At 69.1% G+C, this 11,472-nt stretch carries 10 protein-coding genes; all 10 read left to right on the top strand.

Translation table 11 applies throughout. The annotated features are described in order from the left end of the window. Positions 1-76 precede the first annotated feature (76 nt). A complete protein-coding gene (locus IE660_RS03670) occupies positions 77-301 on the top strand; it encodes a hypothetical protein (RefSeq protein WP_203566917.1) in 225 nt (74 codons plus the stop codon). A 348-nt stretch (positions 302-649) separates the two neighbouring features. Continuing rightward, the gene (locus IE660_RS03665) at positions 650-2,086 is read left to right on the top strand and encodes a hemolysin family protein (protein ID WP_203566916.1); all 1,437 of its coding nucleotides are present in this window, start codon (positions 650-652) and stop codon (positions 2,084-2,086) included. Then, positions 2,073-3,296: a phosphotransferase gene (locus IE660_RS03660; protein ID WP_203566915.1), complete on the top strand. Its 1,224-nt coding sequence runs from the start codon at positions 2,073-2,075 to the stop codon at positions 3,294-3,296. The genes IE660_RS03665 and IE660_RS03660 overlap by 14 nt, the downstream gene beginning before the upstream one ends. Before the next feature lie 177 nt (positions 3,297-3,473). Beyond that, positions 3,474-4,622: a BMP family lipoprotein gene (locus IE660_RS03655; RefSeq protein WP_203566914.1), complete on the top strand. Its 1,149-nt coding sequence runs from the start codon at positions 3,474-3,476 to the stop codon at positions 4,620-4,622. Positions 4,623-4,768: 146 nt separating this feature from the next. Continuing rightward, positions 4,769-6,352 carry an ABC transporter ATP-binding protein gene (locus IE660_RS03650; RefSeq protein ID WP_203566913.1) on the top strand — a complete coding sequence of 528 codons (1,584 nt, stop codon included), beginning with the start codon at positions 4,769-4,771 and terminating at the stop codon, positions 6,350-6,352. Beyond that, entirely contained in the window at positions 6,345-7,556 is a 1,212-nt protein-coding gene (locus IE660_RS03645) for an ABC transporter permease (protein ID WP_203566912.1), read from the top strand. The genes IE660_RS03650 and IE660_RS03645 overlap by 8 nt, the downstream gene beginning before the upstream one ends. Positions 7,557-7,594: 38 nt before the next feature. Beyond that, positions 7,595-8,977 carry an ABC transporter permease gene (locus tag IE660_RS03640; protein WP_407928987.1) on the top strand — a complete coding sequence of 461 codons (1,383 nt, stop codon included), beginning with the start codon at positions 7,595-7,597 and terminating at the stop codon, positions 8,975-8,977. A 7-nt stretch (positions 8,978-8,984) separates the two neighbouring features. Then, positions 8,985-9,407, top strand: coding sequence for a cytidine deaminase (locus IE660_RS03635; RefSeq protein ID WP_203566911.1), 423 nt, complete (start codon positions 8,985-8,987; stop codon positions 9,405-9,407). Next, on the top strand, positions 9,404-10,486 hold the full coding sequence (locus IE660_RS03630; protein WP_203566910.1) for an adenosine deaminase: 1,083 nt from the start codon (positions 9,404-9,406) through the stop codon (positions 10,484-10,486). Before IE660_RS03635 ends, IE660_RS03630 begins: the two co-directional genes overlap by 4 nt. Further along, positions 10,483-11,466 (top strand): RNase H family protein, encoded by a 984-nt coding sequence (locus IE660_RS03625; protein ID WP_203566909.1) that lies wholly within the window; start codon positions 10,483-10,485, stop codon positions 11,464-11,466. Before IE660_RS03630 ends, IE660_RS03625 begins: the two co-directional genes overlap by 4 nt. The last annotated feature ends 6 nt before the right edge of the window (positions 11,467-11,472 follow it).

Here is an 11,472-nt window from a genome sequence, read left to right as displayed (position 1 = left end):
CGTGTCGCGCTCACCCCCACCTCAAGGTTGAAGAGCCGGATTTCTGGCCCCTCTCCAAGTCATTCTTGGGTCATTCGTGGCCTACTTGACCGAGGACGTGTTCGGGTTCTCCTGGACTCGCTGGCCGGTCATCTTCCTTGCGGTCTGGGGATTCGGTGCGGCCTCAGTGTTCGCGATGAAGGAGTCCCTTGCTCGGAGGCTGCACTGGACCTTCCGCGTGCCGGGCTGGAGGGATGACCTCCTCGTGAGCCTGTGGGTGGTTGTCCTGCTCATGGCCATGGTGCTGGTTGTCAATTGGTGATGGCATCCGCTCACCACCCCCACTGTGACCGAGGAGGGCGCTGAGCGGCTCGGTCGCAGGATAGCCAGCGCTCTGGGTGTTCCCTTGGTGGTTGACGCGTCTCCACCGGAGTCACAGCCCCCCAAAAGGATGGCACCGTGAACACGCGCACCAGCCGTGGTGCTGTTCCACGGTCAGGTGCACGATGGCCCTCACCAGGCCGATGTACTCATTCGGGACTGCCGACTTCGGACCATACGTCGCCAGCGTCGCCGGCTGAGAAGCGCTGCGGCCCTATGCGCCCGAAGAGGTGGCAGGCGCCCCACCCGCTAGCATGAGGGGGTCGCGACCCCCGACGCAGGAGAGAACTTGACGCAGACCTTGGGCAACTTGGCCCTGATCTTTGTCTTCATCCTGATCGGTGGCGTCTTCGCGGCGGCCGAGATGGCTCTGGTGAGCCTGCGCGACTCGCAGGTCAAGCAGTTGGCCAGCAAGGGCAAGCGCGGTGCGGCCATCGAGCACCTGATCCGCAACCCCAATCGGTTCCTGTCGGCGGTGCAGATCGGTGTCACCCTGGCCGGCTTCCTGTCGGCCTCGTTCGGTGGTGCCACGCTGGCTGACGACCTCGCCCCGGTGCTCGCCCGCACCGGGCTGCCGATGTCGGTGGCGAGCCCGCTGGCCCTGGTGTTGATCACCATCATCATCAGCTACTTCTCGATCGTGCTGTCAGAACTCACCGCCAAGCGGCTGGCCATGCAGCGGGCCGAGGGCTTCGCCCTGGCGCTCGGGCCGATGGTCAACGGCATCGCGACGGCGGCTCGTCCACTGATCTGGTTCCTGGGCAAGTCGACCGACGTCGTGGTGCGCATCCTGGGCGGTGACCCGAAGGCGTCCAAGGAGGAGGTCTCCGACGAGGAGATCCGCTCGATGGTGTCGAGCTCGCAGACCCTGGGCGACGAGGAACGACTGATCCTCGACGAGGTGTTCGACGCCGGCGAACGCAGCCTGCGCGAGGTGATGGTGCCGCGCACCGAGGTCGACTTCCTCTCCGGCGACATGCCCGCCCACCGCGCCATGCGCGAGGTGCAGGGCGCCCCGCACTCCCGCTACCCGGTCACCGACGGATCCACCGACCGGATCGCCGGCTTCCTGCACGTGCGCGACCTGTTCGACCTCGACCCGCAGGTGCGCCAACTTCCCGTGAAGCAACTGGTGCGGCCGGTGCTCAGCCTGCCCGAGACCGTCAAGGTGCTGCGGGCGCTCACCGACATGCGCCGCGAGGGCGCGCACCTGGCCATCGTGCTGGACGAGTGGGGTGGCACCGCGGGCATCGTCACCCTCGAAGACCTGATGGAAGAACTGATCGGCGACATCACCGACGAGTACGACGTGGTCGACGACCAGCGCGCCCACAGCGAACTCAGCGACGTCGACGGCCTGACCACCCTCGAGGAGTTCGAGGAGGCCACCGGCTACGTGCTCGAGGAGGGCCCCTACGACACCGTTGCCGGCTGGGTGATGGCCCAACTCGGCCACGTGCCCCAGGTCGGTGACCAGGTCGAGGTCGAACTGGTGCGCAGCTTCGAGGCCTCACACGACCTGCCCGAGAGTGCCCTGGTGGTCTTCGAGGTCGCCGAACTCGACGGACGACGTGCCGCCTGGCTGCGGGTGCACCGGGCCGACGGCAGGCCCAGCGAGACCGACCCCGGCGACGCCACCGAGGCAGGCGAGACCACCGAGCCCGACGTTGCCAGCACCACCGAGCGCGAGCCGGCGGAGGCCGGCACCGGCGATGCCTCGTCCTGACGATCCCGACGGCGCCCACCTGCTGACCTCTGAGCGGGTCGGCGAACTACTCGCCGCCGCGGTCGAGCACGCCGGGGGAGTGCTGCTCAGCTGGTCGATGGACCACGTCGACGCCCACCCCGGCCACTCCACCACCGCCACCTACGTCGCCAGCGTGCGCTGGCCCTACGGGGTGCGAGAGGAACTGCTCGGGGTGAGCGCCCGATCAGGCGGGCGAACCCCGACCGACGCCCGCGCCGACATCTTCGCCGACGGTTCCCGCGAGGTCGCGGTTTGGCTGTACCCCAAGGATCCTGACCTGCCCGGCCTGGCCCGGGCCGCCTACCCCGAGCAGATGGCCGAACTGGTCAACGCCCACCGCCTGGTCGACCGCCCGGTCAGCGCCGACCAGATCAGCTTGGCCATGGTCGGCTACCGGCCCCGACGCCGCGCCGTGCTGCGGATGGTGGTCACCGACCCGCGCGAAACCTTCTACGTCAAGGTGCAGCGCGAACGCTCCTTCCGCGAGGTGCTGGCCCGCCACCGGCTGCTGCTCGACGCCGGCGTGCCCTCACCCGAGGTGGCGCTGGCCACCGACGACCACCTGCTGGTGCTGCGCGAACTGAGCGGTCGTCCGCTGGCCAAAGCGATGTTCGACCCCGAACCGCCCTGCACCGCCGAGCAACTGATCGACCTGCTCGACTCGATGCCCGCCAGCGTCGCCAGGCTCGATCGGCGCGCCCCCTGGTCGGCCGCCATCGACCACTACGTCGGCATGGTCGCCCAGGCAATGCCGAGCGAAGAGGCCCGGCTGACCTGGATGGCCTCCCAGATCCACCAAGGGCTCGACCGCATCCCGCAGGGGGACGAACCGACCCACGGCGACTTCCACGAGGGCCAGGTGTTCGTCGAGCACAGCCAGGTCAGCGGCATGCTCGACATCGACACCATCGGCCCGGGCCGGCGTGCGGACGACCTGGCCTGCATGATCGCCCACCTGTCGACGGTGCAGCGGATGAACCCCGAGCAGGCCAGCCGGGTGCACCACCTGATTCGCACCTGGGTGCCGGTCTTCGACGAGCGGGTCGACCCGGTGGAACTCAGGCTGCGGGCAGCCGCGGTGATCATCTCGCTGGCCACCGGCCCCTACCGGGGGCAGGAACCACAGTGGGAGCGCGAGACCACCGTGATCGTCGACGCCGCCGAGGCACTCGTCCGCCAGATCGGCTGACCCCCCTCAGAACGGCCCCGACGAACCGGGGCGATGGTTGCAGCTTGGTCACACTTGGCCCCGATCGGCACCCCCGCACTGGCCGGTTTCTGCACCAGTGGTTACAGTGCTCGTGCCCGCCACCAGCGAGCCCCCCAGAATCTCTGGCACGAATCATCTGCTCAGGAGGCAGTTCACGTGAAGAAGTCCCTTCTCGCGCTCTCGGCCCTGTTCTCGGCCGCCGCGCTCACCCTCGCCGGATGCGCCGAGGCGCCCGACGCCGCCGCACCTTCGACCCAGCAGTCCACCGCAGCCTCGTCGGCCCCCTCGGGTTCGGCCACGAGCGCGGCTGAGACCTCGGCCGCTGCTGAGTTCAAGGCCTGCATGGTCTCTGACTCCGGTGGTTTCGACGACAAGTCGTTCAACCAGACCTCGCACGACGGCCTCGAGAAGGCCGCCCAGGATCTCGGCATCCAGGTCGCCGAGGTCGAGTCGAAGGACGCCAAGGACTTCGCCACCAACATCCAGTCGATGATCGCCGAGAAGTGCAACATCATCATCACCGTCGGCTTCCTGCTCTCCGACGCCACCGTCGCGGCTGCCAAGGCCAACCCCGACGTCAAGTTCGCCATCGTCGACGACAACCCCGCCTCGGCCAAGGGCCTGACCAACCTCAAGCCGCTGGTGTTCAACACCGCCGAGTCGAGCTTCATGGCCGGCTACGTCGCCGCCTCGCAGTCCAAGTCGGGCAAGGTCGGCACCTTCGGTGGCATGAAGATCCCCACCGTGACCATCTTCATGGACGGCTACGCCCAGGGCGTGGCCTACTACAACCAGCAGAAGGGCAAGAACGTCCAGGTGCTCGGTTGGGACGCCAAGAAGCAGGACGGCCAGTTCGTGCCTGAGCCCAAGCCGTTCGAGAACATCGCCGGTGGCAAGTCCACCGCCACCAACCTGGTCAGCCAGGGCGCCGACGTGCTGTTCCCGGTCGCCGGCCCCGCCGGTCTGGGCGCCCTGCAGGTCGCCGACACCAGCAACGGTGCGGTCAAGGCCGTGTGGGTCGACACCGACGGCTGCATCTCTGCCGAGAAGTCGTGCAAGAGCATCCTGACCTCGGTGCAGAAGGCCATGGACGTGGCCGTGTTCGACGCCATCAAGGCCGCCCAGGACGGCAGCTTCAGCTCCGATCCCTACGTCGGCACCCTCGAGAACGGTGGCACCACCATCGCTCCGTTCCACGAGTTCGACGGCGCCGTCTCGGCCGAGACCAAGTCCGAGCTGGAGAAGATCAAGGCCGACATCATCGCCGGCACCATCAAGATCGAGTCCGCCTCGCAGCCCAAGTGATCCCGTCGCGGATCCACTGACATGACGGGAGGGGTCCACCGGGCCCCTCCCGTTCGTCATGTCCCCGCCGCCATCGTCGTCATCGCTCGTGGCGGGGCAACCCCGGCCTGAGGGCCACCCACCACCACTTGTGCAAGGATGCCAGCGTGTCGACCACCACGACTGCACCGATCGGCAGCGCCGCCGATCCTGCGCCCCAGGGCCTGAGCCTGCGCGGAATCACCAAGCGCTTCGGAACTCTGACCGCCAACGACCACATTGACCTCGACATCGTCCCGGGCCGCATCCACTGCCTGCTCGGTGAGAACGGTGCTGGCAAGTCGACCCTGATGAACATCCTCTACGGCCTGCTCGACGCCGACGAGGGGACCATCTCGATCGACGGGGTCGAGCAGCACTTCCGCAACCCGCGCCAGTCGATGGCCGCAGGCATCGGCATGGTGCACCAGCACTTCATGCTGGTCGACGTGTTCACCGTCGCCGAGAACATCATCCTCGGCCGCGAACAGGCCACCGGCGGGCTGCTCAACATGCGCCAGGCCCGCCAGAAGGTGCTCGAACTGTCGAACCGCTACCGACTGCGGGTGCAGCCCGACTCGAGGATCGAACATCTGCCGGTGGGCGTGCAGCAGCGCGTCGAGATCCTCAAGGCGCTGGCCAACGACGCCAAGTACCTGATCTTCGACGAGCCGACCGCCGTGCTCACCCCCCAGGAGATCGACGAACTGATGACCGTCATGCGCTCGCTGCGTGACGAGGGACGAGCCATCGTCTTCATCACCCACAAGCTGCGCGAGGTGCTCGCCATCGCCGACGACATCACCGTGATCCGTCGCGGCAAGGTGGTCGGCCAAGCCGACGCCAGCGCGTCCGAGGGTGACCTGGCCGAGATGATGGTCGGACGCTCGGTCAACCTGCAGGTCGACAAGTCCCCCGCCGAGGCCGGCGAGCCCACCCTGGTGGTCGAGAACCTCACCGTGGCGGACGCGTCAGGACAGGTCGTCGTCGACGACGTCTCCCTCGACGTGCGCGCCGGTGAGATCCTCTGTGTGGCCGGCGTGCAGGGCAACGGGCAGACCGAACTCGCCGAGGTGCTGTTGGGTCTTCGTCCGGTGTTGAAGGGGCGAGTGGAGCTGCAGGGACGAGACCTCACCAAGCTCGGCACCCGCGAGACCATCGCCGCCGGAGTCGGGTTCGTGCCCGAGGACCGCCAGCACGACGGCTACGTGTCGACCTTCACCGTCGCCGAGAACCTGGTGCTCAACCAGGTCGGCGGCTTCACCCGGCGCGGCAACCTGCGCTGGGACCAGATCAAGGCCAACGCCCGCGCCAAGGTCGACGAGTTCGACATCCGCACCCAGGGCATCGACCTGCCGCTCAGCTCGCTGTCGGGCGGCAACGCCCAGAAGGTGGTGCTGGCCCGCGAACTGTCCCGCCCCCTGAAGCTGCTGGTCGCCAGCCAACCCACCCGCGGCGTCGACGTCGGCGCCATCGAGTTCCTGCACAAGCGCATCATCGAGGAACGCGACCGTGGCACCGCGGTGCTGATCGTCTCGACCGAGCTGGACGAGATCGAGGCCCTCGCCGACCGGATCGCGGTGATGAACCGCGGCCACGTGGTCGGTATCGTGCCCGCTGGGACCCCGCGCGACGTGCTCGGGTTGATGATGGCCGGCATCCCGTACGACGAAGCGGTCGTCGCCGCTGAGGAAGGAGCCGGCGATGAGTGAGTCCATCGGTTCGGCCGGCCGGCGCATCCGGCTGCCCTGGTCAGACGTCGTGGTGACGCTGTTCGCGTTCATCCTCGCCTTCCTGCTGGGTGCGGTGCTGATGGTGGTCTCAGACCCCGAGATCGCCCCGAAGTGGTCGTACTTCTTCTCCCGCCCCAGTGACGCCCTGGGGGCGTCCTGGGACAAGGTGAGTCAGGCCTACTCGGCCCTGGTCGGCGGCGCGCTGGGCGGCATCGGCCCGATCACCTCGACGCTGGCCCGCTCGGCTCCGCTGATCTGCGCCGGCCTGGGCATCGGGCTGGCCTTCCGTGCCGGCCTGTTCAACATCGGCGCCCAGGGCCAGGCAGTCGTCGGTGCGATGATCTCGGCCCTGGTCGGCTTCTCGATCAAGGGGCTGCCGCTGGCGGTGCACCTGCCGCTGGCCGTGCTCGCCGGCGTCGCCGCCGGTGCGGCCTGGGGTGGCATCGCCGGTGCGCTCAAGGCGCGCGCCGGGGCCCACGAGGTGATCACCACGATCATGCTCAACTACATCGCCCTGGGCATGCTCGGTTGGGCGCTGACCACAACGCTGTTCCAGCGGCCCGGCCGAGCCGACCCGATCTCACCGATCGTGGAGTGGTCGGCCACCTTCCCGCGCATCGAGGGCACCCAGCTGCACATGGGCTTCGTGCTGGCGCTGCTGGCCGCCTTCGGCGTGTGGTGGCTGATGGAGCGCACCAAGCTGGGTTTCCAGATTCGCGCGGTCGGGTCGAACCCCAGCGCCTCGGCCACCGCCGGCATGAGCGTGTCGACCATCACCGCCACCACCATGGCGATCTCGGGTGGCCTGGCCGGTCTGGCCGGCGTGCAGGTCGCCCTGGGCGCGATCTCTGGCGCCACCCCCACCCCGTTGACCGCGGGCCTGGTCGGCTCGATCGGCTTCGACGCCATCACCGTCGCCCTGCTCGGACGCTCCCGGCCGTTGGGCACCGTGCTGGCCGGCCTGCTGTTCGGTGCGATGAACACCGGCGGGCTCAAGATGCAGTCGGCCGCCCAGACGCCGCCTGACCTGATCATGGTGCTGCAGGCGCTGATCGTGCTGTTCGTCGGCGCCCCGATGCTGGTGCGCACCCTGGTGCCCTTCCTCAAGGCGCGCCGCGCCGGCAAGGCACCCACCACGCAAGCTGTGGCCCCGGTGGCCTCGCAGGGAGGACTGGCCTCGTGAACACGACCTACCCTCGTCCCGATGGCACTCCCGAGAAGGTGCCCCCCGTTCCTGGCGACGCAGCACCTGCCGACGCAGAACCTTCCGACGCACGGCGGGCCGACGAGTCGTCGGTGACCACGGCCACGCTCGCGCCCTACCGCCACCCCGCCCAGCTGGACGAGGAGGTGCACCTGCGCACCACCGAGTCGGCCGAGGCCAGGCGCCAACGCCTGTCGACCGGTGCCCTGATCGGCATCGTCGCCGCGGTGATGCTGTGGCTGGTCACCCAGACCTCGGGCACCGCCCGGTTCGCGCTGTCGAACGCGTTGGACGAGGTGCAGTTGCCCACCATCTCGGTGCCGGGCCTGCCGGTCGTCCTGGTCAGTGCGCTGCTGCTGGCCGCTGCCTGCGTGGTCTACGTGCTGCCCGGCATGGGGCGTTGGCGCCGCTGGGCAGGCCTGGTCGCTGGGCTGGCCCTGGTCGCTGGGTTCCTGAGCTGGGCGGCTGCGGGACGATCGCTGCCGTTCCTGGTCTCGAACCAGTTGCAGGGCACCCTGCTGCTGGCCACCCCCCTGATCCTGGGCGCCCTGTGCGGTGTGATGTGTGAGCGCTCCGGTGTGGTCAACGTGGCGATCGAGGGCCAGATGCTCACCGCCGCCTTCGCGGCCGCGGTCGTCGGCTCGGTGACCGGGTCGGTCACCGCCGGGCTGTTCGCCGCGATGTTCGCCGGCGTGCTGATGGGGGCGGTGCTGGCCCTGTTCGCGATCACCTACCTGATGGACCAGGTGGTGCTCGGCGTGGTGATCAACCTGTTGGCACTGGGCCTGACCAGCTTCCTGTTCGACTCGCTGGTCAAGCCGCAGTCGGGCGAACTCAACGACGCGCCGCTGCTCGAGCCGATCCAGATCCCGTTGCTGCACAAGATCCCGCTGCTGGGCGACGTGCTGTTCAGCCAGACGATCCTGGCCTACCTGGCCCTGATCAGCGTGGTCGTGGTCTGGTTCATCCTCGAGCGCACGGTGTGGGGGCTGCGGATCCGCTCGGTCGGCGAGCACCCCAAGGCCGCCGACACCGTCGGCATCAACGTGGTCGCCATCCGCTGGAGCGCAGTGCTGGCCGGCGGCCTGTTCGCCGGTCTCGGCGGATCGTTCTTCACCCTCGGCGTCACCGGAGCGTTCAACGACGACATCACCGTCGGCAAGGGCTTCATCGCCCTGGCCGCGCTGATCATGGGCCGCTGGCGCCCAGGTCTGGCTGCGCTGATGGCGCTGTTCTTCGGCTTCGTCGACCAGTTGGGTTCGCAGGTGCAGACCATGGGCACCCCGATCTCGTCCGACTGGTTGAAGCTGCTGCCCTACCTGGCCACCATCGTCGCGGTCGCCGGCCTGATCGGACGGGTGCGGGGCCCGGCCGCCGACGGCGTCCCCTACGTGAAGTGAGCAACCGATGACCGATCCGTCGTCCACCATCGACTGGGACGAACTGCGCCGCCGCGCGATCGAGGTGAGCCAGCGCGCCTACGCGCCCTACTCGCACTACCGGGTGGGTGCAGCAGCCCTGGTCGACGACGGACGCATCGTGGTCGGCTGCAACGTCGAGAACGCCGGCTACGGGGTGACGCTGTGCGCCGAGTGCGGGGTGATCTCCGACCTGGTCGCCGGCGGTGGGGGACGACTGGTCGCCTTCGCCTGCGTCAACGGCCTCGGTGAGCCGATCATGCCCTGCGGGCGCTGCCGTCAGTTGCTGTTCGAGCACGGTGGACGCGAACTGCTGGTCGACACCCCCGACGGCACGTGGACGATGGACCAGGTGCTGCCGCTGGGCTTCGGGCCCGCAGCGCTCGACCACCTGCGGGAGGCGCAGGGGTGAGCCTGAGCGTTGAGCAACTCCGCGCGCTGCCCAAGGTGGCGCTGCACGACCACCTGGACGGTGGGCTTCGTCCGCAGACTGTGGTCGACCACTGCCTCGAGAACGGCCACGAACCACCCACCCGCGACGCCGACGCACTGGCCGACTGGTTCTTCGAGCACGCCGACTCGGGCAGCCTGGTCAACTACCTGACCACCTTCGACCACACCGTGGCAGCGATGCAGACCCGTGAGCAGTTGGTGCGGGTGGCGAGGGAGTTCGTGCTCGACCAGGCCGCCGACGGGGTCGTGCTCGCCGAGGCGCGCTGGGCGCCCGAACAGCACCTGCAGCGCGGGCTCACCATGGCCGAGGCCATCGAGGCGGTACGCGACGGACTGGCCGAGGGAATGACCCAGGCGGCCGAGAAAGGCACCCCGGTGATCGCCCACCAGATCGTCACCTCGATGCGCCACGGCGAGCCCACCCTCGACGTCGCCGAACTGGCGGTGCGCTACCGCAACGACTCGGTCTGCGGGTTCGACATCGCCGGCGCCGAGAAGGGCTTCCCGCCCAGCCGGATGGCCGCCGCCTTCGACTACCTCAAGCGCCAGAACGCCTATTTCACCATCCACGCCGGGGAGGCGTTCGGGCTGCCCTCGATCTGGGAGGCGGTGCAGGTCTGCGGCGCCCACCGCCTCGGCCACGGGGTGCGGATCGTCGAGGACATCAGCGTCGACGAGTCCGGTGGCGACGTGCTCGGGCCGCTGGCCGACTACATCCGCAACCAGCGCATCCCGCTCGAGGTCTGCCCCAGTTCGAACCTGCAGACCGGCATCGCCGACTCGATCGCCGAGCACCCCGTGGAGTTGCTCAAGCGGCTCAAGTTCCGGGTGACGATCAGTTGCGACAACCGGCTGCAGAGTCGCACCACGCTGTCGCGGGAGTTCGCGTTGTGCAGCGAGGCCTTCGGTTGGAGTGTGGACGACGTGCGCTGGCTGACCATCAACGCCGCCAAGTCGGCCTTCCTGCCCTTCGACCAGCGGCTGCGCCTGATCGACGAGGTCATCAAACCTGGGTTCGCCGCGGCGGGGGCGTCATGATCACCGCTGCCGCCGACGGCTCTTCCCTGTCGAACCCGGGCCCGGCCGGCTGGGCCTGGTACGTCGACGACCCGCGCGGGGCCGCCGGCGGGTGGGCGCACGGGACGAACAACATGGGCGAGTTGATGGCCGTGCTCGACCTGCTGCAGCAGACCGCAGACGTGGACGAGCCGCTGCACGTACTGTGCGACTCGCAGTACGTGATCAACTGCGCCACCAAGTGGATTCCTGGCTGGAAGCGGCGCGGCTGGCGCAAGGCCGACGGCAAGCCGGTGCTCAACGTCGAGTTGTTGCGCGAGCTGGACGCCGCCCTGGCTGGGCGCCGGGTGAGCTTCGAGTGGGTGAAGGGCCACGCCGGCCACGAACTCAACGAGGCCGCCGACCTGCGTGCCCGGGCCGTGGCCACCGCGTTCCGCGACGGCGCCGAGCCCGAGACCGGTCCGGGATGGGCCGGCGCGAGCTCCCCGGCCCGCGAGATCGCCTTTGCACCCACCCCGAAGCCCGAGCCGGAGCCTGACCTGTTCAGCCTGGACGAGCCGCCGGCCGGGGTGGATCAGCCGGTCGACCAGGGTGCGCCAGCAGGCGGTGAGTCGTTGGTTGAGGAGCGAGCGCCAGCGAGCGTCCCGAAACCCACACCCATCGACCCCGACCACCCGGTGCTCGCCCTCGAGCGCCGCCTGCTCGACGACGACGTCCGCACCGACCGCACCGCACTCGAACAGCTGCTGCACGCCCTGTTCGTCGAGCACACCGCCTCTGGCGGCATCCTCACCCGCAACCGGGCCGTGCTCGGGCTCGGTCCGCTCGGGCTCACCCCCAGGCTCGAGGTGATGGGCATCGACGAACTCGGCGCCGGGCTGGTCAGCCTGCGCTACCGCCTCACGCTGGGCTCGCGGGTGACCCTTCGCCACTCGCTGTGGCAGCAGGGCGGTCCGCAGGGCTGGCAGCTCCGGTTCCACCAGGGGACGCCTGCGCGCTGACCGGCG

Origin of the sequence: Aestuariimicrobium ganziense (genome assembly GCF_015352975.1) — a bacterium.
Lineage (GTDB): Bacteria > Actinomycetota > Actinomycetes > Propionibacteriales > Propionibacteriaceae > Aestuariimicrobium > Aestuariimicrobium ganziense.
This window is presented reverse-complemented; position numbering and strand designations above follow the sequence as displayed.